At 69.0% G+C, this 24,929-nt stretch carries 17 protein-coding genes; 7 read left to right on the forward strand and 10 right to left on the reverse strand.

Annotation, left to right across the window (positions count from 1 at the left end):
* Positions 1–163: 163 nt before the first annotated feature.
* Positions 164–1,102, reverse strand: coding sequence for a hypothetical protein (locus ACWEVS_RS20490; RefSeq protein WP_452552787.1), 939 nt, complete (start codon positions 1,100–1,102; stop codon positions 164–166).
* Positions 1,103–1,843: 741 nt separating this feature from the next.
* Positions 1,844–2,614, reverse strand: a complete 771-nt coding sequence (locus ACWEVS_RS20495; protein ID WP_452552789.1) for an SAM-dependent methyltransferase — start codon at positions 2,612–2,614, stop codon at positions 1,844–1,846.
* 1,592 nt (positions 2,615–4,206) lie between these two features.
* Here ACWEVS_RS20495 and ACWEVS_RS20500 point away from each other — a divergent pair.
* The 6 genes from ACWEVS_RS20500 (at position 4,207) to ACWEVS_RS20525 (ending at position 12,408) form a co-directional block, all read left to right on the forward strand.
* Positions 4,207–5,955, forward strand: a complete 1,749-nt coding sequence (locus ACWEVS_RS20500; RefSeq protein ID WP_452552791.1) for an ABC transporter family substrate-binding protein — start codon at positions 4,207–4,209, stop codon at positions 5,953–5,955.
* A gap of 263 nt (positions 5,956–6,218) precedes the next feature.
* Positions 6,219–7,661: an ABC transporter permease gene (locus ACWEVS_RS20505; protein ID WP_449926739.1), complete on the forward strand. Its 1,443-nt coding sequence runs from the start codon at positions 6,219–6,221 to the stop codon at positions 7,659–7,661.
* Positions 7,658–8,656: an ABC transporter permease gene (locus ACWEVS_RS20510; protein WP_449926742.1), complete on the forward strand. Its 999-nt coding sequence runs from the start codon at positions 7,658–7,660 to the stop codon at positions 8,654–8,656. Before ACWEVS_RS20505 ends, ACWEVS_RS20510 begins: the two co-directional genes overlap by 4 nt.
* Positions 8,656–9,729 (forward strand): ABC transporter ATP-binding protein, encoded by a 1,074-nt coding sequence (locus ACWEVS_RS20515; RefSeq protein WP_354911111.1) that lies wholly within the window; start codon positions 8,656–8,658, stop codon positions 9,727–9,729. The genes ACWEVS_RS20510 and ACWEVS_RS20515 overlap by 1 nt, the downstream gene beginning before the upstream one ends.
* The gene (locus tag ACWEVS_RS20520; RefSeq protein WP_452552793.1) at positions 9,726–10,718 is read left to right on the forward strand and encodes an ABC transporter ATP-binding protein; all 993 of its coding nucleotides are present in this window, start codon (positions 9,726–9,728) and stop codon (positions 10,716–10,718) included. Before ACWEVS_RS20515 ends, ACWEVS_RS20520 begins: the two co-directional genes overlap by 4 nt.
* 148 nt (positions 10,719–10,866) lie before the next feature.
* Entirely contained in the window at positions 10,867–12,408 is a 1,542-nt protein-coding gene (locus tag ACWEVS_RS20525; protein ID WP_452552794.1) for a glycosyl hydrolase family 18 protein, read from the forward strand.
* 79 nt (positions 12,409–12,487) lie between these two features.
* Here the strand turns inward: ACWEVS_RS20525 and ACWEVS_RS20530 are convergent, their stop codons facing one another.
* From ACWEVS_RS20530 to ACWEVS_RS20565, 8 genes are all read right to left on the reverse strand, one after another.
* A complete protein-coding gene (locus tag ACWEVS_RS20530; protein ID WP_452552796.1) occupies positions 12,488–14,200 on the reverse strand; it encodes an ABC transporter family substrate-binding protein in 1,713 nt (570 codons plus the stop codon).
* A complete protein-coding gene (locus tag ACWEVS_RS20535; RefSeq protein WP_449926756.1) occupies positions 14,197–16,233 on the reverse strand; it encodes a dipeptide ABC transporter ATP-binding protein in 2,037 nt (678 codons plus the stop codon). The genes ACWEVS_RS20530 and ACWEVS_RS20535 overlap by 4 nt, the downstream gene beginning before the upstream one ends.
* Entirely contained in the window at positions 16,230–17,072 is an 843-nt protein-coding gene (locus ACWEVS_RS20540) for an ABC transporter permease (RefSeq protein WP_354911100.1), read from the reverse strand. Before ACWEVS_RS20540 ends, ACWEVS_RS20535 begins: the two co-directional genes overlap by 4 nt.
* A 2-nt stretch (positions 17,073–17,074) precedes the next feature.
* Entirely contained in the window at positions 17,075–18,052 is a 978-nt protein-coding gene (locus ACWEVS_RS20545) for an ABC transporter permease (protein WP_449926760.1), read from the reverse strand.
* A 126-nt stretch (positions 18,053–18,178) separates the two neighbouring features.
* Positions 18,179–19,897, reverse strand: a complete 1,719-nt coding sequence (treZ, locus tag ACWEVS_RS20550) for a malto-oligosyltrehalose trehalohydrolase (RefSeq protein ID WP_452552798.1) — start codon at positions 19,895–19,897, stop codon at positions 18,179–18,181.
* On the reverse strand, positions 19,887–21,947 hold the full coding sequence (gene treY, locus ACWEVS_RS20555; protein WP_452552800.1) for a malto-oligosyltrehalose synthase: 2,061 nt from the start codon (positions 21,945–21,947) through the stop codon (positions 19,887–19,889). Before treY ends, treZ begins: the two co-directional genes overlap by 11 nt.
* Positions 21,940–23,970, reverse strand: coding sequence for a glycogen debranching protein GlgX (gene glgX, locus ACWEVS_RS20560; RefSeq protein WP_452552802.1), 2,031 nt, complete (start codon positions 23,968–23,970; stop codon positions 21,940–21,942). Before glgX ends, treY begins: the two co-directional genes overlap by 8 nt.
* Positions 23,971–24,076: 106 nt before the next feature.
* A complete protein-coding gene (locus ACWEVS_RS20565) occupies positions 24,077–24,343 on the reverse strand; it encodes a hypothetical protein (RefSeq protein ID WP_449926772.1) in 267 nt (88 codons plus the stop codon).
* Positions 24,344–24,486: 143 nt separating this feature from the next.
* On the opposite strand from ACWEVS_RS20565, the gene mscL reads away from it, so the two are divergent.
* Positions 24,487–24,909, forward strand: a complete 423-nt coding sequence (gene mscL, locus ACWEVS_RS20570) for a large conductance mechanosensitive channel protein MscL (RefSeq protein WP_452416882.1) — start codon at positions 24,487–24,489, stop codon at positions 24,907–24,909.
* Positions 24,910–24,929: the final 20 nt, after the last annotated feature.

Below are 24,929 nucleotides of genomic sequence, written 5' to 3' on the forward strand. Positions count from 1 at the left end.
CCGGCACCCCGGCACCCCGGCACCCCGGCACCCCGGCACCCCGGCACCCCGGCACCCCGGCACCCCGGCACCCCGGCACCCCGGCACCCCGGCACCCCGGCACCGGGGAGTGTGCGTCAGTGTGGGGGGTTTGTCGACCCTGTTGAGGCCGGTGGTACTTCCGTCAGGGGGCGAGCAGTTCGTCGCGGCGGGCCAGGAGGGCGGTACGTTCGGCGGCCAGCTCGGCGCTCCGGCGGGCGATGGCCTCCACCGTCGCCCCGGCCCATTGCGCCACCTCCGCCACCGCGTCGCGCGTGCCGTTGATCCGCTGGTGCTTCAGTACGTCGGTGATGATGTTGTCGAAAAAGGTGTCCACGAACCACCGCGTGTCGACCTCGGGCAACCGAGGACTGGCGGCCACCCCGATGTCGGCCAGTTCCCTGGAGAAGACGTCCAGTGCCCGCTGCGCCTGCCACGCCGCCTGGTCCGCCTCCTCCAGCCGCCTGCGTTCGACCGCGTCCGCCATGTAGCCGCCGCCGAGCATGTCCCACTGCGACGCTCCACGCGCGCTGCCGAGCCGGTCGAGCACGTAGGCGAGTTCCCGCCCCGCGGCGACCCCCGCCTTGTGCGCTTCGTCGTGCTCGCGCAGGTCGGCGGCCCGGTCGCCGAGCCGTTCCGCCAGGTCTGCCAGCTCCCGGCCGCGCGGGTCGCCCGAGTCGATCAGCAGCCGTTCCTTCTCGGCGAGCAGCCTCGCGTACTCGTCGCGGACCGTGCCGAGCCGGGCCAGCTCACCGTCGATGGCCGCGAGGTCGGCCTCGAGCGAGGACACCCGGGCGCGCTGGCCGTCCAGCCGCTGACGTACGGCTTCCGCCTCCGCCCTCTCCTGGGTGAGCCGTTCCTCCTTCGAGCCGACCAGCTTCGCGAGGAACCCGGCGAAACCGGTCTCCAGGCGGGTCACGTCATTCTCTTCCTCGGCGAGGCGGGAGTGGAGGTCGGCGACCGCCTGCCGTACCTGGGACAGCTGGCCGGTGACCGCGCCTCGCTGCCGGGTGAGGTGGTCGAAGCGCCGCACCCGTTCCTTGGTCACCAGGAGCTGCTCGTCGATCCCCGCGAAATCCGTCATATCGGCTACGACGTAGGCCCGCCCACGATCGTTCCCACCCACACGAACCCTCCGGGACCCGGCGAAGAGGACTTGATCGGACCGGCGGCACAGGGCACACGCGAGCCGAACAAACCGCCCGCGACCCAAGCACCGGGACCCCACCGAACCGGGCGCAGCCGGGCAGGCCATCTCCCCGACGTCGTGCGCGTCGAGCCTCGCGTGGAAGCCGCACCACCAGGCCGCGCAGGCTAACGCTGAGGCGGCCTGAGCGGACCGGCCGAGACCAGCGAAGGGGATCCGAACGAACGCCGCGACCACACGAAGGCGCGCCCGACGAACCAGCCGAGAGCACGCGGAGGTGGACCGAAACGAACCAGCCGAGAGCACGCGGAGGTGGACCGAAACGAACCGGCCGAGAGTGGGCGACGACAAACCGAGCTGGTCGCGCGGACCGGGGCGATGGCGAACCAGGCGGAGGCCGGCCGGAGCCGGAGACCTGGACGGACATGTCCGAACACTGGCCGTTCAAAGCTGCTCGCCGGTCAGAGCTGGCGGCCGGTCAGAGCTGCCAGCCGGTCAAGGCTGCCGGCCGGTCAGAGCTGCCAGCCGGTCGGAGCTGGCGGCCGTGAGAGGCTCCGGCGGTTCGGAGCTCATGGCCGTCAGGGCTCCGGCCGGTCAGAGCCAGAAGCCAGTCAGAGGCAGAAGCCGGTCAGGGCTCCGGCCGCTGGCGAGCACTGGTCGTTCAGGAGCGTGGGCCGTTCAGGGTTTGCGGCCGATGCCGGCCCAGCCCAGGATCGAGAACCGGCGCAGCAGATGGGCGGAGATGAACTTCCCCGAGTCGAGCAGCTCGAAGTCGCCGAAGAACCGCCTGATGTCGTCGAGGCTTCGGGGCACCACGCCCGAGCTCGCCTTCGAGTAGACCTGCCGTACGGTCTCGGTGTCGTCGCTACGTTCGTCCCGCATGGACAGATGCGTGATCACCAAGTGGCTGCCGGGCGCCATCAACTCCCTGAGCTTGGCGACCTCCTCGTACGGGTCCTCCAGGAAGTGGAGGACGGCGACGAGCAGTACCCCCACGGGTTGGCCGCCGTCGATCAGCCCGGTTTCCAGCGCGCGGGACCAGATCTCCTCCGGCCTGCGCAGGTCGCCCTCGACCATGGCGACCATGGGCGAGTTGGCGAGCAGGGCACGGCCGTGCACGCACACGATCGGGTCGTTGTCGACGTAGACGGCCCGCGCCTCCGGGTTCACGCCGTGGGCGACCTGGTGCACGGTGCTCTGGGTGGGCAGCCCGGCGCCGATGTCGATGAACTGACTGATCCCCGCCTCTGCCGCGAGATGGCGAACGGCGTTGCCGAGGAACTCGCGGTTGAGCTTCACGCCCTCCCTCGATTCGGGGAACGCCTTGATTATCTGCTCGGCCGCTTCCCTGTCGGCGGCGAAGTTGTCCTTGCCACCGAGTATGTAGTCGTAGATTCGCGCGACATTGGGCGTGTTCACATCAATACCCAGGGGAGCGTTCTCGCTCATTCAGTCACCCCTGGCTCGCCGGTCGGCGCTTCTCGGTTACTGAGGTGATTCTCGCGGTTACCGAGACGAATCGACGAGAAGGCGGATGAGATGACGCCGGACTGGGACATCGCGCCGTCGGGCACGCGTGCCCGTGAACGCTGCGCCGCCGCATCGTGCGCCTCCCTCGCGAGGACCCCGTGCGATAAGGATCATGTACGTCCGTGATCAGGGTACCAGCCCGTAACATCCACATAACTCCAGATTTGGCAGGGGTTTCCGGTCATCGGCCCTTCGAGCTCGGATGTCCGGGCCGGGCGGATGACCACGACCTGCGGAAACGCCGCGTGTCCGGTCGTTTCCGGGGACCATGCGACCACGCGTCCCCGCTCCTCGGGCGCCGTCGGGCGGGCCGGCAGGACTTGCGGGATCGGCAGGACTTGCGGGAACGGCAGGGCGACTCCGGCGGGCGCGGGAGGAAGGCCGTCCGGGTCCCGCGGTGCGCTCACTGGGCGGGTCCGGACTCGGAAAGGGATGACGATCGCGCCAACGGTCGTGGCCGTCGGCGGACCGGGCGCGGCGGCCGCCGCACCTCGCGCGGATTCCCTCCCCCAGGTCACGCGCTGCGACCGGCCGTCGGGCCACCCCACCCGGCTCACTCCACGTGATCAGCGGCCCCCCTGACTCGCCCCGCCCACGCGGCGGGAGGAGCCGTTCGATCGCCACACCAAGGCCGGATGGCGTGACCGGCCGTGACGCGGCGAGCCCGCCGCGCGCCTGCCCGGGGCCATGGCGACGGCTCGACCTGCGCCCAGGCCGCGCGACCAGCGGGATGGACCGGGAGGGCGGGTCCGCGGTCGTCCAGCGCGCCACCCGTCGGAATCGCCGCCCGGACGTCTGCCGGGCGGTCCAACCAGCCGCCCGGCCGGCGACCCCACGCGAGCCCCACACACGTCTGCCGGGCGGTCCAACCAGCCGCCGGGCCGGCCACCCCACGAGATCCCCACACAGGCACCCGGCGGGTCATCCCCCTGGTGGCTCGGCGGCACTCCCAGGAGGCAGGCCGCATCGAGGCCCGGCAGGGGGGAGCCGGTCACTCCAACCGGGCGGAGGGCCCCTCCCGCGAGCGGTCTTCCGGGCCCTCCAGCAGCGGAGACGCACCGGCGCGGCAGGAACGGCCCACCGCGGTCGGGACCACCGTGGCGGCCGCGGGCCGGGCCGGCGCGCAACGCTCCCGGGAATCGTGCGCCGGAGGCGTGTGACGCTCGTGTACCACAGTGACTGCTGGGGAATGCTCCATCGAGGTTCCTCCCGGGTTGGGGGGTGGGGATCTCAGGATGGAGAATTGCGGCTTGACGAGCTGCGGCGAACGGGATTCTGTGGACGGTCAGGAGGGCTGTGGACGACCAGAGAACGCTCTCCCCCTCTCCGATCACCGTGGGTAACGAATATGTGGTGATTTGCACCTATTCGCCCCAGCTTTGTTACGGAACATGCCTTTGACGGCATCAGGTCTGCAACACTCTGCTGTGACCCCTTACCTCCGTCTACGGAGTAATGCTTCATTTTCCGCAAGACTGGCTGCGAAGTTTCAACCCCCAAGGAGTAAGTCCGTGTCATCTGCACGCAGGGCCGGAAGGTTCCTGGCAGCGGCGACGGGAGCAGCGATCCTGCTGACGGCCTGCGGCGCTACCGACAACGCGCCCGCCGCGGACCCGTCGGCCGGCGCCTCCGCTCCGGCCAGCGGCGCCGCGAACGCCTCGACGATCACGCACACGTTCGAGCAGGAGATCAGCTCCTACAACGCTCAGACCGCTGAGGAGTACTCCTCCAAGAACCACATCGTCCTGAACCGGGTCCTGACGGACTTCTGGTACTACGGCGCCGACGGCTCCGTCACGCCGGACAAGGACATGGGCACGTACGAGAAGACCTCGGACGACCCGCTGACGGTGAAGTACACCATCAACCCGAACGCGGTCTGGTCCGACGGCAACGCCATCGCCTGCGACGACGTGATGCTCACCTACGCCGCGGCCTCCGGCAAGTTCCCCGAGTTCAGCTACATCAGCACGACGACGTGGGACAAGATCAAGATGCCGGACTGCAAGATCGGTGACAAGGAGGTGACGCTGAACTACACCAAGTCGTACGGTGACTGGGCAGCGGCCCCCGTCATCCAGCTGCCGGCGCACATCGTCGCCCAGCAGGGTGGGCTCAGCGAGCAGGAGCTGTTCGACGCCATCAAGGCCGAGGACCACGGCAAGCTCAAGAAGGCCGCCGAGTTCTTCAACAAGGGCTGGATCTTCAACGGCAAGCTGCCCGACAAGGCGCTCATCCCGTCCTCCGGCCAGTACGTGCTCGACTCGTTCTCCCCCGGCCAGTCCATCACCCTCGCCCGCAACGAGAAGTTCTGGGGCGAGAAGGCCAAGACCGAGAAGATCGTCATCCGCTTCATCGCGCAGGACCAGCAGGTCCAGGCGCTGCAGAACGGTGAGACGAACATCATCGAGCCGCAGTCGAACCCGGACGTCCTGGCTCAGGTGCAGGGTCTGCAGAACGTCACCGTCAAGACCGGTGAGCAGTTCCTCTACGACCACCTGGACTTCAACTTCAACAAGGGCCCGTTCAAGGACGCCAAGCTGCGTCAGGCCATCGCGCTCTGCGCCCCGCGCCAGCAGATCGTCGACAACCTGATCAAGCCGCAGAACCCGAACGCCGCCCCGATGAACGTCCGCAACATCGCGCCGTTCCAGCCGGGTTACGCCGAGGCGGTCGCCTTCGCGGTTGGCACCAAGTACGACAAGGTGGACCTCGAGGCCGCCAAGAAGCTGGTGGCCGACTCGGGCGTCAAGACCCCGATCAAGGTCAACATCGGCTACAACCAGCCGAACCCGCGCCGCACCCAGGTCGTCGAGCTGATCAAGGCCTCCTGCGACCAGGTCGGCTTCCAGATCACCGACACCGGTAGCGAGAAGTTCTTCGACGACGCCGGTGACCTGGCCAACGGCAACTTCGACATCGCCCTGTTCGGTTGGGCCGGTTCGTCGCTGAACAGCGGCTGGACCTCCACCTACCAGACGCCCACGAAGTGCACCCCGTCGGCCAAGGGCAACAACAAGGGCTGCTACTCCAACAAGGAGTACGACAAGCTCGCCGAGCAGATCCTGGCCGAGACCGACCCGGCCAAGGTCGCGCCGCTGATCCAGCAGGTCGAGAAGATCCTCTGGGACGACCTGGCGACGATCCCGCTGTACTCGCAGCCGGCGCTGTCGGCCTGGAGCTCTAACCTCCAGAACATCCAGCCCAACCCCAGCCAGGCTTCCATCACCTGGAACATGCAGCAGTGGGCTGCCCAGTAGATTCGGCTTAACCGCCGGCTGACGCGGGGCCCGGTCTCAGACCGGCCCCGCGTCACGGGTGTCCACCCCACGTCGTCAACATCGTCAGCCCGTCGAAGCCGCGCCCACGAGGCACCGTGGCGGGCCCGGTTTCCGGCCCGAGACCGGCCACCTCCCGCTGTGGCACCGGAAGCCGTCACCTGCAGGAGGTCGGGGAATTGCTTGTATTCATCGCACGTAGGCTCGCGATATCGAGCCTGACGTTGCTAGGCGCCACATTCATCATGTTCTTCCTGGTGGCGCTGTCGGGAGATCCTCTCGCCGACCTACGCGAGAGCTCGGCCCCCGAGGCTCCGAAGCTCATGGAGGCGCGCATCGCCGCCATGCACCTGAACGAGCCGATCCCTGTCCGCTACCTGTCCTGGCTGGCGGGCATCTTCCAGGGCGAACTCGGCGTGAACAAGGCGGGGACCACGGTCTCCTCGCTGCTCTCCGCGGCCATGGAGTCGACGCTCAAGCTCGTCGTCGTGGCCACCGTGCTCGGCGCGGTGATCGGTATCACGATCGGCATCATCTCCGCGCTGCGTCAGTACAGCACCTTCGACCACGGGATCACCTTCGCAGCTTTCGTCTGCTTCTCGCTACCGATTTTCTGGGTCGCCACGCTGCTGAAGCAGTACGTCGCGATCGAGTTCAACGACTGGCTGCGTGACCCGTTCATTCCGCTTCCCGTCATCCTGGCCGTGGCGGTGTTCGCCGGCCTGGTGTGGTCGTCGATCTACAACGGCGACCGCAAGGGCAAGCTGATCGCGGCCGGCATCGGCTTCGCCGTGACGGCCGTCATCCTGTTCACGCTGTCGGCGACCCGCTGGTTCGCCGACCCCGGTCTCGGCTTCCCGTTCATCCTGGTCGTCGGCCTGGCCACGGCCGCGGGCGTGACGGCGCTGATCGCGGGCGTCGAGCACCTGCAGCCGATGTACGCCGCGCTGGCCGCCGCGGGCGTCGGCGCGCTGCTGTACTACCCGTTGCAGCCGATGCTGGTTTCTCCGTCGTTCCTGACCCTGCTGGGTCTGTTCGTGGTCGCCGGCCTGGTCAGCGCGGCGATCGGCTGGCAGTTGGGCGGCCTGCTGCGCCGCCAGGCGATCCCGCTGGCGGTCTTCAGCGGCCTGTTCGTCGCCGCCATGATGTTCATGGACCGGCTGCTGGAGGCGTGGGACGGCTACGCGCGGGCGCTCAAGGGCCGTCCGGTGGCCACCATCGGCTCGGAGACCCCGAACTTCATGGGCAACTTCTGGCAGACCACCCTCGACTCCGGCATGCACCTGCTGCTGCCCACGCTGGCGCTGATCCTCGTCGGCCTGGCCGGCCACTCCCGCTACAGCCGGGCCAGCATGCTCGAGGTGATGAACCAGGACTACGTCCGTACGGCACGCGCCAAGGGTCTGCCCGAGCGGACGGTCGTCATCAAGCACGCCTTCCGCAACGGCATGATCCCGATCACCACGATCCTCGCCCTCGACTTCGCGGGCGTCTTCAGCGGCGCGGTCATCACCGAGGCCGTCTTCGGCTGGAAGGGCATGGGGGCGCTGTTCAGCCAAGCGCTGAGAGAGGTCGACCCCATGCCGGTCATGGGCTTCTTCCTGATCACCGGCACCTCGATCGTCGTGTGGAACATGCTGGCCGACATCGCCTATGCCTACCTCGACCCGCGGATCAGGTTGTCATGACAGAGAAGACCGAGACCGAGATGACCATCAACAGGGATGAGAGCACGTCCAGCGCCGCGCAGGGCATGACGATCGTCGCCCGCACGCAGGCCCAGCTCGTCAGGCGGCGGTTCTTCCGCCACCGTGGCGCCCTCGTCGGCATGATCCTGTTCGGCATCGTGTTCGTGCTGGCCTTCAGCTCGATCGGCTTCGGCCCGATCCCCGGCTGGTGGGACAAGCCGTGGACGGGTTCGGGCACCGTGGTCGACAGGGGCCGCCCGACGCTGAGCCTCATCCCCGAGTTCCTCGGCGGCGCGGGCATCCACCTGGGCGAGCACCCCTTCGGCCAGGACAACATCGGCAAGGACTACTTCGCGCTGACCATGCGGGGCGCGCAGATCTCCATCATCGTCGCGCTGACCATCGGCCTGGTCTCCACGGTCGTCGGCACCGTGCTGGGCGCCGCCGCCGGATTCTTCCGGGGCAAGGTCGAGTCGGTCATCATGCGCTTCACCGACATCATGATCACCATCCCGGTGCTGGTGATCGCCGCGGTCGTCGGCAGCGCGACGGGCAACATGGGCCCCTACTTCATGGCCCTGTTCCTCGGACTGACCACCTGGACCAGCGTCACGCGCCTGGTGCGCGGCGAGTTCCTCTCGCTGCGCGAGAAGGAGTTCGTGGAGGCGGCGAGGGCGATCGGCACCTCCTCCTTCCGCATCATCTTCCGGCACATCCTGCCGAACACACTGGGCGTGATCATCGTCTCGGCCACGCTCGCGATCTCCGCCGGCATCCTGCTGGAGACCGCCCTCTCCTTCCTCGGCTTCGGCGTCAAGAGCCCCGACACCTCGCTCGGCCTGCTGATCAGCGACTACAAGAGCGCGATGCTGACCCGGCCGTGGCTGTTCTGGTGGCCAGGCCTGTTCATCATCGCGATCGCGCTGTCGGTCAACTTCATCGGTGACGGCCTGCGTGACGCCTTCGATCCCCGACAGAACAGGGTGCGCGACTGATGAGCTCCGTACACATCGCCAAGCGCCTGTCCGAGGCCACGCGCCCCGGCACGACCGAGGTGCTCAGGGTCGACAATCTCCAGGTGAGCTTCCCCACCGACGACGGCCTGGTCAAGGCCGTGCGCGGCGTGTCCTACGCGGTGCACGAGCGTGAGGTGCTCGGCATCGTCGGCGAGTCGGGCTCGGGCAAGTCGGTCTCCTCGATGGCGGTCATGGGCCTGCTGCCCAAGAGCGCCAGGATCACCGGCAGCATCTCCTACCGCGGTGACGACATCCTCAAGATGCCGGAGCGCAAGCGGCGGAGCCTGCGCGGCAGGAAGATCGCGATGGTCTTCCAGGACCCGATGACGGCGCTCAACCCGGTCCACACCATCGGCGACCAGCTCGCCGAGGCGGTGCTGGCGCACGAGCTGGTGCCGTACAAGCAGGCCCAGGCCCGGGCCAAGGAGATGCTCGACCTGGTCGGCATCCCGCAGGCGGCGGCCAGGCTGAAGTCCTACCCGCACGAGTTCTCCGGCGGCATGCGGCAGCGGGCGATGATCGCCATGGCGATCATCAACAACCCCGACGTGATCATCGCCGACGAGCCGACCACGGCGCTCGACGTGACCGTGCAGGCGCAGATCCTGGAGAAGCTGCTCGAGGTCAAGGACGCCGTCGACGCCGCGGTCGTGCTCATCACGCACGACCTGGGCGTCATCGCGGGCATGGCGCACCGGGTGCTGGTCATGTACGCGGGCAAGCCGGTCGAGATCGGCGACGTCGACCCGGTCTTCAACACGCCGCGCATGCCGTACACGGCGGGCCTGCTGGGCTCCATCCCCTCGCTGGAGGCCTCGGGCGACCGGCTGCGGCCGATCAAGGGCACCCCGCCCTCGCTGATCAACCTGCCGTCCGGATGCCCGTTCTCGCCTCGCTGCCCCATGGCGACGGCCGAGTGCACGGCGTCGGAGCCGGTCCTCGAGGAGACGGACAGCGGCGCGCATTACGCCGCGTGCCACCACTGGCCCAAACTGGCAGAGAAGGCGGATCCGACCGCCATCTTCCGCACGAACAGCGAGACCACCTCATGACCGAGAAACTGCTCGAGGTGACCGACCTCGTCATGAACTTCCCCGTCAGGGGGACCGGCCTCATGCGCCGCGTCGTCTCGCACGTGCAGGCGGTCAGCGGCGTGTCGCTGCACGTCGACAAGGGTGAGACCCTCGGCGTGGTGGGCGAGTCCGGCTGCGGCAAGTCGACCACCGGCCGGGCCATCCTGCAGCTGCACAAGCCGACCTCGGGTTCGGTGAAGTTCGGCGGCAAGGAGCTCACCGCGCTGTCGAACAAGCAGATGCAGGCCGTACGGCAGGACATGCAGATCGTCTTCCAGGACCCGTACGCGTCGCTGAACCCGAAGATGCCGGTCAACGACATCGTCGCCGAGCCGCTGAAGGTGCACGGCCGGTGGGACAAGAACGGGCCGAAGCGGGTCGCCGAGCTGCTGTCGCTGGTGGGCCTGTCTCCTGAGCACGGCAACCGCTATCCGCACGAGTTCTCCGGCGGCCAGCGGCAGCGTGTCGGCATCGCGCGGGCGCTGGCGCTGGAGCCGAAGCTGCTCATCCTGGACGAGCCGGTGTCGGCTCTCGACGTGTCGGTCCAGGCGGGCGTGGTGAACCTGCTGGAGGACCTGCAGGACTCGCTGGGTCTGGCGTACATGTTCATCGCGCACGACCTGTCGGTGGTGCGGCACATCTCCGACCGCGTGGCGGTGATGTACCTGGGCAAGGTCGTGGAGACCGGTCCTCGTGACGACCTGTACGACCGGCCGGCCCACCCGTACACCCAGGCGCTGCTGTCGGCGGCGCCGACGGCGAACCCGGAGGAGGAGCGCCAGCGCGAGCGGATCATCCTGACGGGTGACGTGCCGTCGCCGATGGACCCGCCGAGCGGCTGCCGGTTCCGGACGCGGTGCTGGAAGGCGCAGGAGATCTGCGCGACCGAGGAGCCGGCGCTGGTGGACCGGGGCAACGGGCACCCGGTGGCGTGCCACTTCGCCGAGGTGAACTCCAAGGTCGTCTGACGTCCTGAGTGGTTCAGGGGCTCCGTCGCGGGATGCGGCGGGGCCCTTTCCATGTCCCGGCAACCTGGCCTGTTGATACCTATTGTAAGGAAACTTTCTTGTCCGGATAATCACCCGCAGAGCTTCACCCCGACAGAAGGGTGCCCCCGTGAAGCGAACAACGCGTCCCATCCTGCTCGCCGTGGCCTTCCTCCTGGCCGTCGCCGGCGTGTTCGGCGCGCAGACGTCCGCCCGAGCCGCCAACCTCCTCCTCAACCCGGGCTTCGAGACCGGAACGCTGTCCCCCTGGTCCTGCGCCGGCGGGCTGGGGTCGGTGGTCGCCACTCCGGTCCACTCCGGGTCGAAGGCGCTGGCCGGGGCGGCCGGCGGCGCCGACAACGCCAGGTGCGTCCAGACGGTGACCGTACGGCCGAGCACCGCCTACACGCTGACCGCCTGGGTCCGCGGCGGCTACGTCTACCTCGGCGTCACCGGCGGCGGGTCCACCTGGACCTCCTCCCCCGCGGCCTACACCCAGCTGTCGGTCTCCTTCACCACCGCCTCCGGCCAGACGAGCGCCGAGGTCTACCTGCACGGCTGGTACGGCCAGGGCACCTACTACGCCGACGACATCAGCTTCGACGGCCCGGGCGGCCCGACCCCCACCCCGACGGCCACTCCGACCCCGACGGTGACGCCCACACCCACGCCGACCCCGACACCCACACCGACTCCCACACCGACGCCGACCGACACCACGTGCGCGGTGAAGTCACGCCCGGCGGGCAAGGTCCTGCAGGGCTACTGGGAGAACTGGGACGGCGCGGCCAACGGCGTGCACCCGCCGTTCGGCTGGACCCCGATCACCGACCCCCGCATCAAGGCGCACGGCTACAACGTCATCAACGCCGCCTTCCCCGTCATCCGCTCCGACGGGACCGTCCTGTGGGAGGACGGCATGGACGCCACCGTCAAGGTGCCCACCCCGGCCGAGATGTGCCAGGCCAAGGCGGCGGGGGCGACGATCCTGATGTCCATCGGCGGCGCCGCCGCCGGCATCGACCTCAGCTCCAGCGCCGTCGCCGACCGCTTCGTGGCGACCGTCGTGCCGATTCTCAAGCGCTACAACTTCGACGGCATCGACATCGACATCGAGACCGGGCTGACCGGCAGCGGCAACATCAACCAGCTGTCGCCGTCGCAGGCCAACCTCATCCGGATCATCGACGGCGTGCTCGCCCAGATGCCGGCCGACTTCGGCCTGACCATGGCGCCGGAGACCGCCTACGTGACCGGCGGCAGCGTCGTCTACGGCTCGATCTGGGGCGCGTACCTGCCGATCATCAAGAAGTACGCCGACAACGGCCGCCTCTGGTGGCTGAACATGCAGTACTACAACGGCAGCATGTACGGCTGCAGCGGCGACTCCTACGCGGCGGGCACGGTGCAGGGCTTCACCGCGCAGACCACGTGCCTGAACAACGGCCTGGTCATCCAGGGCGTCACGATCAGGGTGCCGTACGACAAGCAGGTCCCCGGCCTGCCCGCCCAGCCGGGCGCGGGCGGCGGCCACATGGGCCCGTCGCTGGTGAGCCAGAGCTGGAACGCCTTCGGCGGCGCCCTCAAGGGGTTGATGACCTGGTCCATCAACTGGGACGGGTCGAAGAACTGGACGTTCGGCGACAACGTCAGGTCCCTGCAGGGCCGCTAGCGCCAGGCCGCCCATGACCTGATGACGCCCGGCCGAACTCCCGGCCGGGCGTCGTCAGACAGGCGTCGTCAGACAGGCGTCACTGGGTGAAGCCGACCGTGGACCAGTCCTTGGTCGCGAAGCCGAACGCCCCGTAGTTCGCCAGCGTCTTCTTCGTGGCGTAGATGGCGGGCCGCTGGTACAGCGGGATGGTGTGCACCTCGTCCCAGATCAGCTTGTCGGCCTGGTTGCCGAGCTCGATGTACTTCGCCGGGTCCATCTCCCCCGCCGCCTGCTCGATCAGCGCGTCCAGCTCCGCCGACCCGATGCGCGGGAAGTTGCTGCCGAAGTTGTCCTTGCCGGTGGGCTGCTTGTAGATCTGCGGCAGCGCCCCGTTCGGGAACGGCGTGCCCAGCCAGGAGAACGGCACCAGGTCGAAGTTGCCGGGGATGATGTAGTCGTCGAAGAACTTGTCGTCGGGGACCGGCTCCACCTTGACCTTGACGCCGACGTCCTTCAGCATCGCCTGGGTCAGCTCGCCCTCCTGCTTGGCCAGCGGGTAGGCGGCAGGGACGACGAAGCGCAGCTCGAGCTCCTTGCCGTCCTTCTTGCGGTAGTCGCCCTCCATCTTCCAGCCGGCCGCGTCGAGCAGCTGCTTGGCCTTCTCGGGGTTGTACTTCCCGAGCTCTCCGGAGTTGTCGACGTAGCCCTTGTGGGTGTTCATGTACAGGTGGTTGTTGAGCACCTGCACCGGCCAGTCGAGGTCCTTGAGGTCGGACTGGGTGATGGCCTCGCGGTTGATGCCGAGCTGGACGGCCTGGCGGACCGACTTGTCGGTGAGGTTGGGCGCGGAGCCGTTGACGGTGATGTGCCGCCAGTTGGGCGCCGCGGCCTTGCGGATGTCGGCGTTCGGCACGTTCTTGGCGCGCTGCAGGTCGGCGGCGATGGGGCTGAGCTCCATCGCGTCGAGCTCGCCGTTGGCGAAGGCGTTCACGGTGGCGCCGGAGTCGAGGGCGCGGAAGATGACCTTGTCGAGCTTGGCCCGCTTGCCCCACCAGGCGTCGTCCCTGACGAGGGTGACGGTCTTGCCGGTCTGGTCGAGGGCGTCGACCTTGAACGGCCCCGCGGTCACCGGGATCCTGTTGATCCAGCTCTTGTTGAACGCGGTGGCGTCGGCGTTGGCGGAGGCCGGAAGGAGCGGGGAGAACATGCCCTTCCAGTCGGGGTACTGCTTGGCGAAGGTGACGACGACCTCGTGGTCGGTCGCGCCCTTCTCCACCGAGGCGACGCGGTCGTAGCCGTCGGTCGAGGTGGCCTGGAACTTCTTGTCGGTGCCGTTGAGCGCCTTCCACTGGGCGACGAAGTCCTTGTAGGTGATCGGCGTGCCGTCGGACCACTTCGCCTTGTCGTTGAGCCGGTAGGTGACGACCTGCTTGCCGCCCTCCAGCTCCATCTTCCACTCGGTGACGTAGTCGGGGTTGTTGGTCACCTCGGCCTTGTCGTCGACCTTGCCCATGCTGGGCATGACCGCGTCGAACACGTCGGAGACGGTCGCGTGTGTGCCGTTCACCTGGTTGTAGTTCCACTGCGTCTGCCACTGGGTCAGCGCGAGGGTGACGGTCCCGCCGTCCTTGACCTGCTCGTAGGCGACCGGGTTGACGGCGCTTCCGGGCAGCGCGGCGGCCTGCTCCTGCGCCTGTGCGGTGGCCTGCGCCGAACCGGCCTGCGGCTTGTCGGCACCGCCACCGCAGGCGGCGAGGGCGAGAGCCAGCAGGGCCGCGCCCGCGGCGGCCTTGTAGGCGACAACCTTCACGAGTTCCTCACTTCGGGGTAGTGGCAGGCGGCGCCGTGATCGTCGGCGTGCGCGAGCCGTGCAACGGGGGGCTCTTCGGCCGCGCACCGCGCGCGCTCCGGCTCGGGGAGCAGGGCGCGCTTGGGGCAGCGGGTGTGGAAGCGGCAGCCCGTCGGGGGCGCCGCGGGGCTGGGCAGGTCGCCGTCGAGGATGATCCTCTTGCGCGATCGCTCCAGCGCGGGGTCCGGCAGCGGGATGGCCGACATGAGCGCCCTGGTGTAGGGGTGGGCGGGCGTGCCGTACACCTCGGTGACGGCGCCGATCTCGACGATCTTGCCGAGGTACATGACCGCGACGCGGTCGGCCAGATGGCGGACGACGGACAGGTCGTGGGCGACGAACAGGTAGGACAGGCCCAGCCGGGCCTTCAGGTCCTCCAGCAGGTTGATGACGCCCGCCTGGATCGACACGTCGAGCGCGGAGACCGGCTCGTCGAGGACGACCAGTTTCGGCTCCAGGGCCAGCGCGCGGGCGATGCCGATGCGCTGGCGCTGCCCGCCGGAGAAGTGCTGCGGGTAGCGCTCGGCGTAGGAGGCGTCGAGGCCGACGAGGTCGAGCAGCTCGGCGACACGCTTGGCGACGTCCTTGTGGCCGTGGGCGCGCAGCGGCTCGGCCAGGATGTCGCCGACCGGCATGCGCGGGTCGAGCGCGGCCATCGGGTCCTGGAAGACGATCTGCAGGTCGCGGCGCAGTTCCTTGCGCTCGCGGGCGGTGAGCGTGCCGCTGTCCTTGCCGAAGACCACGACCTTGCCACCCTGGGCGGCCTCCAGCTGCATGATCTGCTGGAGGGTGGTGGTCTTGCCGCAGCCCGACTCGCCGACGAGGGCCAGCGTCTCGCCGGAGGCGATGTCGAAGCTGATGCCGTCGACGGCGTGCACGGTGCCGACGCGCCGCTTGAAGACGGCGCCCTTCGTCAGCGGATAGTGCCGGACGAGGCCGTCGAGCTCGAGCACCTTGCCGCGCTCCGCGCGCGGCGCCGAGGCGTCGGGCCGGCCGAACCCCTCGGGTGCGGGGAAGACGTCGGCCCCCCTGAGCTTCTTCAGCTCGATCTCGTGGGAGCGGATGCAGGCCACCCGGCGCGCGCCGACTTCGACGAGCTCGGGCTCGGCGTCGTCGCACGCGGACACCTTCAGCGGGCAGCGGGGCGCGAAGGGGCAGCCCGGCGGCAGCGCAGCGGGCGAGGGCGGGGCGCCCTCGATCGGCACCAGGCGCCGGCTGTCCTGGTCCAGCCGCGGGATCGAGGCGAGCAACCCCATCGTGTACGGCATGCGAGGCTCGTAGTAGATCTCTTCGACCGTGCCCTGCTCGACCGGCTTGCCGGCGTACATCACCAGCACCCGGTCGGCGAGCCCCGCGACCACCCCCAGGTCGTGGGTGATCATGACGATACCGGCGCCGGTCTCCTTCTGCGCCGTCTTCAGCACTTCCAGCACCTGCGCCTGGATGGTGACGTCGAGTGCGGTGGTCGGCTCGTCGCAGATCAGCACGTCGGGGTCGTTGGCGATGGCCATCGCGATCATCGCGCGCTGCCGCATGCCGCCGGAGAACTCGTGCGGGAAGGCCTTGGCGCGCACGTCGGGGTGCGGGATGCCGACCAGGTCGAGCAGCTCGACGGCCTGCTTGGCGGCCTGCTCCCTGGTGACCTTCTGGTGGACGCGGACCGCCTCGGCGATCTGGTCCCCGATGGTGTAGACGGGGGTGAAGGCCGACAGCGGGTCCTGGAAGATCATGCTGATGGACTTGCCGCGCCGCTGGAGCATCTCCTGCTCCCGCATGCCGAGCAGCTCGTGGCCGTGCAGCCTGACCGAGCCGCTCACCTGCGCACCGGCGGGCAGCAGGCCCATGACGGCGAGCGAGGTCACGGACTTGCCGGAGCCGGACTCGCCGACGATGCCCAGGATCTCACCCCTGCCGACCTGGTAGGAGACACCCCTGACGGCCTTGACGCCGCCGCGGAAGGTCACGTGGAGGTCGCTCACCTCGAGGATCGTCATGAGTTGCTTCCCGGGTCGAGGGCGTCGCGCAGGCCGTCGCCGATGAGGTTGATGCACAGGACCAGCAGGACGAGCAGTCCGGCGGGGAAGAGGAACAGCCACGGGTAGCTGATCGCCTCGCTGCCGCCCGCGGCGGAGATGAGGGTGCCGAGCGAGACGTCCGGCGGCTGCACGCCGAAGCCGAAGTAGGACAGCGCGGTCTCGCCGATGATGGCGGCGCTGACGTTCATGGTGGCGTCGATGATGAGCAGCGACGACAGGTTCGGCACGATGTGCCGGAAGATGATCTGCCGGTCGCTGATGCCCATGTAGCGGGCGGCCAGCACGTACTCCCGCTCGCGCAGGGACAGCGTCATGCTCCTGACCACCCTGGAGGTGATCATCCAGGAGAAGGCGGCGAGCAGCACCACGAACCACAGCCAGGTGGCGCCCTTCAGGCGTGGCGACAGGACCGCGATGATCAGGAAGCTGGGCAGCACCAGCAGCAGGTCGGCGCCCCACATCAGGGCCTTGTCCAGCCAGCCGCCGAAGTAGCCGGCGAACGCGCCGACCACCGCGGCCAGGCCGGTGGAGAACAGGGCGACGAGGAAGCCGATGACGATCGACTTGCGCATGGCGTGCAACGTCACCGTGAACACGTCCTGGCCGATCTGGGTGGTGCCCCACCAGTGGTCGGCGCCGGGCGGGGAGCGGAAGGCGGTGAAGTCCTTGTCCTCCAGGCCGTACGGCGAGACCACCGGGCCCAGGTAGGCCAGGACGAGCAGCAGGAGGATTCCGGCCAGGCCGATGATGACCTGCGGCTTGGCCAGAACCCGGCGCAGGACGACCTTGGAACGCATCTCTAGCTCACCCGCACTCTCGGGTCGAGCGCCGCGACGAGCAGGTCGGACAGCAGTCCGGCGACCAGGACGCAGACGGCGGTGAACAGGGCGACGGCGGCCACGGAGTTGACGTCGTTGTGCTGGATCGACTCGACCAGCCAGGCGCCCATGCCGTGCCAGCCGAAGATCTTCTCGGTGAAGGTGGCGCCGGTGAGCATGGTGCCGAAGGCGAAGGCGAAGTAGGTGGCGGCCGGGATGAGCGCGGTGCGCAGGGCGTGCTTGTAGAGCGCGGCTCTGCGGGAGAGCCCCTTGGCCTGGGCCGTACGGACGAAGTCCTGGCCGAGCACGTCGAGCATCATGTTGCGCTGGATGCGGCTGTAGAAGGCGATCTGGCCGAGGCACAGCGACAACGTCGGCAGGATCAGGTGGTTGAGCCGGTTGAGCAACTGGTCGGTGCCGGTGAGCGCGGGGTTGTACTCGCCGGTGTACTCGATGAGCGTGTGCCCGAGCGCGTTGTTGATCCCGGTCGCGCCCATCGTCAGCAGGGTGGCCAGGACGAAGACGGGCACGGCCATGATGACGAACGAGGCCATGCCGATGGCCCTGTCGCTGAGGCGGTACTGCTTGACCGCGGCGAACGCGCCGACGGCCACGCCGAGGACGGAGCCGAGGACGGTGCCGATCACCAGCAGGCGGAGGCTGACGCCGACCCGCCTGGCCATCTGGTCGTTGACCGACCCGCCGTCCCACGTCTTGCCGAAGTCGCCCCTGACCAGGCCGGACACCCAGGTTCCGTAGCGCTCGAGCAGGGGCGTCCTGTCGTTGAGGTTGTACTCGCTCAGCGTGCTGTCCACGACCCCCGCGGGGATGGGCGGCTGGCGCCCCTCGTAGTTGGCACGAGGGTTGAGGCTGCCGGCGGCGAGCAGGTACGCCAGGCTCGCGGCGATGGCGACCAGGATGACGCTCGACAGCAGCCTGCGCAGCAGGTACGTGCCCATTGCCCTCCGTTCGGACGAACGGGGGCCCTACAGCATGAAGCCGAGCGACGCCCCCACGACGAGAAAGCCGTGACCGTTCCTTGACGGGAACGTGACGACTCGTCGCAGGTTATCGGGCTGTCCGTATTACGGATTCATCTCGGACCGAAAGATCACCAGCGTCTGGCCCGGTACGGCGAGCCCGCCTGGAGCAGCGGAAACCCCCTCCTCGGAGGAAAGGAGAACCGACCCCACCGACACCGGCAACGTCACAGGATCCGTACAGAAATTTACCATGACGCTCAGTGACGATCTCTTGACAAGGAGCCATTTAGCCTGCTCATCGTAGTCGACCCGGTTCCGGTCCAGGCGCGGGTCCGTGAGCTCCGGCAGCGCCTTGCGCAGCGCGATCAGGTCGCGGTACCAGCACAGGACCGACCAGTGCTCCTCCTCCTTCAGCTCGCTCCAGTCGAGCTTGCTGCGCTGGAAGGTGTCCTCGGCCGACGGGTCGGGCGCGATCCAGTCGTAGCCGAAACCCTCGAACTCCTGAGCTCTGCGCTCGCCCTCGCCCTCGCGGAGGGCGGCCTCGACGTGGTCGGTGAAGAACAGGAACGGCGTGCGGGCCCCCCACTCCTCGCCCATGAACAGCATGGGGGTGAAGGGCGAGGTCAGCAGCAGCCCCGCGCCCAGCTTCAGCGCGGTCACGCCCAGACGGTCGCCGCCCGGCCGGTTGCCGATCTGGTCGTGGTTCTGCAGGCAGCACACCAGCCGGTAGCCGGGCACGCCGGTCAGCGGGGCGCCGTGCGAGCGGCCGCGGAAGCCGGAGTAGCCCCCGTCGTGGACGAATCCCGACGCCAGGGCCTTGGCCAGGGCCGCCATCGAGGCGAAGTCCTCGTAGTAGCCGTGCCGCTCCCCCGACACGGCGGCGTGCAGCGCGTGGTGGACGTCGTCGTTCCACTGGGCGCTCATGCCGAGGCCGCCCGCCTCCAGCGGAGTGATCATGCGCGGGTCGTTGAGGTCGGACTCGGCGATCAGGGTCAGCGGCCGGCCCACCGAGCAGGCCAGCGCGTCCACCTCCTGGGCGAGCTCAGCCAGCAGGTGGACGGCGCGCCGGTCGTGGAGGGCGTGGACCGCGTCCAGGCGCAGCCCGTCGACGTGGAAGTCGCGCAGCCACTGCAGCGCGTTGTCGATGAAGTACCGCCTGACCTCGTCGGAACCCGGGCCGTCGAGGTTGACCGCCTCGCCCCAGAAGCTGCCGCGGTAGCCGCCGAAGTAGGGGCCGAAGGGGTGCAGGAAGTTGCCCGACGGGCCGAGGTGGTTGTAGACGACGTCGAGCAGCACGCCGAGGCCCGCCCGGTGGCAGGCGTCGACGAACTCCTTCAGGCCGTCGGGCCCGCCGTAGGTCTCGTTCACCGCGTAGAGGTCGACCCCGTCGTACCCCCAGTTGCGCCCGCCGGGCACCGGCGCGACCGGCATGACCTCGACGAAGTCGACGCCGAGCTCGACGAGGTGATCCAGGCGCTCGAGCGCCGCGGTGAAGGTGCCCTCGGTGGTGAAGGTGCCGACGTGCAGCTCGTAGATGACCGAGCCGCGCAGGTCGCGGCCCTTCCAGTCGTGGTCGCTCCAGGTGAAGCGGGCATGGTCGTAGACGCGGCTGGGCCCGAAGATGCCCTCGGGCTGCCTGCGGCTGCGCGGGTCGGGGTAGGGCCCTTCGCCGTCGACCAGGTAGCGGTAGTCGGTGCCGTGCCCCGCCCCCGCCACCTCGGCCGACCACCAGCCGCCCGAGCCTGCCCGGAGCGGCTCCCGCCGGCCCATGGTCTCGATCTCAACGGAGGTCGCCTGCGGCGCCCACACCTCAAAGATCATGTCTCTCCAGGAGTGCGACGGGATAGCGGCTGAGCAGGTGGCCGACCGGTACACGGCCGGTGTGGAGCTCGCGGGTCAGCAGGTCGCGCCAGCGTCCTGCGGGCAGCGTGACGGAGGTCGCGCCCCAGCCGCCGCGCCTGGCCAGCCGTACCGGCAGGCGGGTGGCGACCGCCACGGCGCGCCCCCTGCCGAAGACGACGGCGTGCTCGGCGGCCTCCCCCGAGGCCGCCATCGGCTCGTACGGCGCGGCGGGCCCCAGCCTGCGCCGCAGCCGCAGCGCCTGGGTGGTGACCAGCAGCTTGGCCGCGTCCCACGCCGACTCGGCGGCGCACGGGAAGGTGACAGGCCGCCGGTTGTCCGGGTCTACGAGGGAGAAGTCGGTGCGCTCGTTGCCCTGGTAGACGTCCGGCACGCCCGGCATCATGAGCTGCACCAGTTTCTGGCCGAGCGAGTTGGCCACGGCGTACCGGTCCACCTCGGCGGTGAAGTCGCCGACCGGCAGCCCGACCGCCTTGCGGGCGAAGGCGCGCAGCCCGTCCTCGTAGGCGGGGTCGGGGGCGATCCACGAGGTGGCGGTCTTGGCCTCGCGGGCGGCCTTGAGCAGGTAGTCGGTGAACCTGTCGACGGAGATCGGCCAGGCGGCCATCAGCGTCTGCCACGCCAGATAGTCGAGGCTGGGGTCGAAGGCGAGCTGTCCCGCCCAGCCCTCCACGGCCGCCGCCCACTCCTCGGACAGTTCCGACAGCACCTGCAGGCGGGCGCGGACGTCCTCCGAGCGCTTGGTGTCGTGGGTGGACAGCGTGGTCATCGTGAACGGGCGCATCCCGGCGCAGTAGGCGTGGAAGTCCTCGACCGGCAGCCCGAAGTGGTCGGGCTCGCCGCCCACCTCGTTCAGGCAGGCCAGCGGGAACCACCGGTAGAGCGCGGTGTCCTCCACCCCCTTGGCCATGACGGGGCCGCAGGTCTGCTGGAAGCGGACGATCGCCTCGGGCGGGCCGTCCAGGACCGCGCGGGCGGTCTCCTGGTTGGGCGCGGCCTCCTCCACGATCCGCCTGGCCTGCGGGCCGGCCGGCCGGCCCGGCGTGACGTAGGCCCGGTAGACCGGCATGGCCACCAGCAGGTCGGCCAGGTCGCCGGCCGGCGCGCCGGTGACGCGCGACAGCCGGTCGAGCTCGCCGCCGAAGAACAGCTCGATGACCTCGCGCTTGGCGCGTGTCCGCACGAGCGGGTAGTCGGGGTCCTCGCCGGTCAGGCGGGAGAACAGGGCGACCAGCGGCGCCCTGCCCTCCGGGTCGACGAACAGGCCGTTGACGCGGTTGAGCGCGTCGTAGCCGGTGGTGCCGTCGCACGCCCAGTCGTCGGGCAGCCGCTCCTGGCCGATGAGGATCTTCTCCACGACCGTCCACACCCCGCCGGTCCTGGCCCGGAGCTTGTCCAGGTAGTCGCGCGGGTCGGCGAGGCCGTCGGGGTGGTCGATCCGCAGCCCCTCGACCAGCCCCTCGTCGAGCAGCCAGAAGATCACCTCGTGCGTCGCGGACAGCACGGACGGGTCCTCGACGCGCAGCCCGATGAGCGAGGAGACGTCGAAGAAGCGCCGGTAGCCCGGCCCCTCCCGCCAGTCGACGATGTGGTAGTACTCCGACTCGGGCAGGTCCTCGGCGAAGGAGTGGACGGCCACCCTGCCCTCGCGCCACTCGATGTCGAACCAGTGCGCGTACGGCGAGGCCGCGCCCTCGACGAGCACGCTCCTGAACTGCTCGTTGGCGGTGTTCATGTGGTTGGGCACGATGTCGATCACGATGCCCAGATCGTGGGCGGCCAGCGCGTCGGCCATCTCGCGGAACCCCTTGGCGCCGCCGAACTCCTCCCTGATCCGCGAGTGGTCGATGACGTCGTAGCCGTGCAGCGACTCGGGCACCGCCTGCAGGACGGGCGAGAGGTAGACGTGGCTGACGCCGAGGTCGCGCAGGTAGGGGGCGATGCCCGCGACCTCGGCGAAGCCGAAGTCGGGGGTCAGCTGGAGGCGGTAGGTCGAGACGGGCCTAGACACCGCGCAACACCCTCATCGAGCGTCCCGGCACCTGCAACCGCTCCCCTGCCCGCCTGACCCTGGTGTCCAGCATGATCGGCATCGCGGTGTCGATCTCGGTCAGCCACATCTCGCCGTAGTCCTTCGGGATCGTGAACCTGATGGTGTCGTGGTGGGCGTTGAACAGCACGAGAAACGAGTCGTCGACGATGGGTCTCCCCCTCCTGTCCGGCTCCGTGATCGCCTTGCCGTTGAGGTAGACGGCCAGCGACTTGGCGTAGCCCACGTTCCAGTCGGCCTCGGTCATCTCCTCTCCGGAGGGGGTCAGCCAGGCCATGTCGTAGTTGAAGCGCCTGCGCCGGAAGACGGGGTGCTCGCGGCGCAGCTTGGCCAGGCGCTGGGTGAACTCCAGCAGCAACCAGTTGCGCCGCACGTCGGACCAGTCGACCCAGGTCAGCTCGTTGTCCTGGCAGTAGCCGTTGTTGTTGCCCTTCTGGGTGCGGCCCATCTCGTCGCCGTGGGAGAGCATGGGCACGCCCTGCGACAGGAAGAGCGTGGTCAGGAAGTTGCGCTTCTGCTGTTCCCGCAACGCCTCGGTGCCGGCGTCCCACGAGCGGTTGTCGTCGGTGCCGTCCCTGTTGTCCTCGCCGTTGGCCTCGTTGTGCTTCTCGTTGTAGGAGACCAGGTCGTGCAGGGTGAAGCCGTCGTGGCAGGTCACGAAGTTGATGGAGGCCACCGGGCGGCGGCTGTCGCTCTGGTAGAGGTCGCCGGAGCCGGTGAAGCGCGAGCCGAACTCGGGCAGCGTGGCCGGCTCGCCCCGCCACAGGTCCCTGATCGTGTCGCGGTACTTGCCGTTCCACTCGGTCCACCTGGCCGGGAAGTTGCCGACCTGGTAGCCGCCGGGCCCCACGTCCCACGGCTCGGCGATGAGCTTGACCTGCGACAGCACGGGGTCCTGCTGCACCAGGTCGAAGAAGGCCGACAGCCGGTCGACCTCGTGCAGCTCGCGGGCCAATGTGGCGGCCAGGTCGAAGCGGAAGCCGTCGACGTGCATCTCGGTGACCCAGTAGCGGAGCGAGTCCATGATCAGCTGGAGCACCTGGGGGCTGCGCATGAGCAGGCTGTTGCCGGTGCCGGTGGTGTCCATGTAGTGCTGGGGATCGCCGTCGACCAGGCGGTAGTAGGTGGGGTTGTCGATGCCCTTCAGGCCGAGCGTCGGGCCCAGGTGGTTGCCCTCGGCGGTGTGGTTGTAGACCACGTCCAGGATGACCTCGATGCCCGCCTCGTGCAGGTTCCTGACCATCGCCTTGAACTCCAGCACCTGCCCGCCGCGCTGCCCCTGGCTGGAGTAGCGGTTGTGCGGGGCGAAGTACCCGCTGGTGTTGTAGCCCCAGTAGTTCGTCAGCCCCTTCTCCTCCAGGAACTGGTCGGTGACGAACTGGTGGACCGGCATCAGCTCCAGGGCGGTCACGCCGAGCTTGGTCAGATGGTCGATGATCTCGGGGTGGCCGAGCGCGGCGTAGGTGCCGCGGATCCGCTCGGGGATCCTGGGGTGGGCGATCGTCAACCCCCGCACGTGCGCCTCGTAGATCACCGTGTCGTGGTACGGCTTGGCGGGCGGCCGGTCGTGTCCCCAGCCGAAGAAGGGGTTGATGACGATCGAGCGCGGGACGAAGGGCGCGGAGTCCTCGGGGTTGGGCCGGTCGCCGTCGTAGAGCGCCGCCTCCCAGGTGATGCCACCCTCGATCGCCTTGGCGTACGGGTCGAGCAGCAGCTTGGCGGGGTTGCAGCGCAGGCCGCGCGCGGGGTCGTAGGGGCCGTGGACGCGGTAGCCGTACCGCTGGCCGGGGCCGATGCCCGGCAGGTAGCCGTGCCAGACGAAGCCCTCGCACTCGGTGAGGGAGACCCGCGACTCCTTGTCGTTGTCGTCGAACAGGCAGAGCTCCACGCGATCGGCCACCTCGCTGAACAGCGCGAAGTTGGTGCCCGCGCCGTCGTAGGTGGCGCCGAGAGGATACGGGTCTCCCGGCCAGATCTCGATCATCGAGGCTCCCCTTACGCTCTGGCCCCCATGTTCGCCCAGGAGGCAGCGGCTGCCTAGATGCCCGCTGCGAAGCCACTGGTAACCCCGTCGCGGTCATCGTTCGCCTTCAGGGCCGCTGCCGTCCGGATCCCAGGCAGGAGTGGCAGGCGCCCCTCCTGGTGACCCCTTCCCCCGCGCAGCCGCCGCACGCGACCAGCGAGCCGAAGGCCGCGTGGCGGTAGACGTGGACGAGGGGCTGGGGCTTGACCACGGCCCAGCCCTGCGCCTCGGCCCTGCCGTCCCATCGGGCGAAGGTCCAGATGTCGAGCAGTTCGAGCAGGTTCCTGAACGGCAGGGTCAGCGCCGCTCTGACGTTGAGATCGCTGAGGCGCATCGGCACTCCTCTTTCCTCGCTGGAGATGTGCCCCGCTTGGCGGTCGCCAAAGGAATATGCCGGTTCTCCGCTTCTCGCTCCAGGAGTGGGAGAGTTTCCGCGACAAGGTTTGGCGTTGCCCCCCACGGCAATGTGCGTCCGCCATGGGTGGATTCAAGAAGTTCTTACTGAGGGGCAACATCGTCGAGCTCGCCGTCGCCGTCATCGTCGGGGCGACGTTCAGCGGGCTCGTGCAGGCGTTGGTCGCCGATCTCATCACACCGCTGATCGGGGCGGTCACCGGGGGCCGGGAGCCCGACTTCGCGCAGTACTCCTTCACCGTCAACGGCAGCGAGTTCCGGTACGGCGACTTCCTCAACCACCTGCTCAGCTTCCTGATCATCGCGGCGGTCGTCTACTGGCTGGTCGTGATGCCGATGACCAGGCTGATCAGCCTCTTCGAGGGCGACAAGGCGGCCACGGTGAAGGAGTGCCCCGAGTGCCTCAGCGAGGTCCCCGTCGCGGCGAGTCGGTGCGCGCACTGCACGGTCGAGCTCGTGCCCGAATCCGAGAAGCCCCAGGTCTGACCGCACCCGGCGGGCCTGCA

The sequence above is a fragment of the Nonomuraea sp. NPDC003754 genome (assembly GCF_053605785.1).